Origin of the sequence: Staphylococcus pasteuri (genome assembly GCF_030547725.1) — a bacterium.
Taxonomy (GTDB): Bacteria; Bacillota; Bacilli; order Staphylococcales; family Staphylococcaceae; genus Staphylococcus; species Staphylococcus pasteuri.
Window position 1 is genome coordinate 1 of the sequence record NZ_JAUOQO010000557.1, and the last position, 256, is coordinate 256.

Annotated in this window: 1 protein-coding gene; it reads right to left on the bottom strand. The window is 47.3% G+C overall.

The genetic code is table 11. From position 1 onward, the window contains the following. Positions 1 to 256: ABC transporter substrate-binding protein (locus tag Q4528_RS14705; protein ID WP_303522403.1), on the bottom strand; the 256-nt coding region annotated here is incomplete at both ends.

A 256-nucleotide genomic window follows, 5' to 3' on the forward strand; every position in this document is an offset into this window, starting at 1 on the left:
ATATTTCGCCTAACGTGGCGAGTTGCTTGGGTAGCGTAGCCAGTTGCTTGGGCTGAGAGACAAACACGTCAATGTTCAAGGCCCTTAGCTTTTGCGCCAAACTTTCTTGGTTGCCTTGTTTCCACACCAACACTAAATCTGGTTTCAATGAAATAATGCTTTCTAAGCTGATGTATTGATAATTGCCAATGCGTGGCAGGGCTTTAGCGGCTTCAGGGTAGTCTGCGTAATCTACCGTGGCAATCAGCCTATCGCC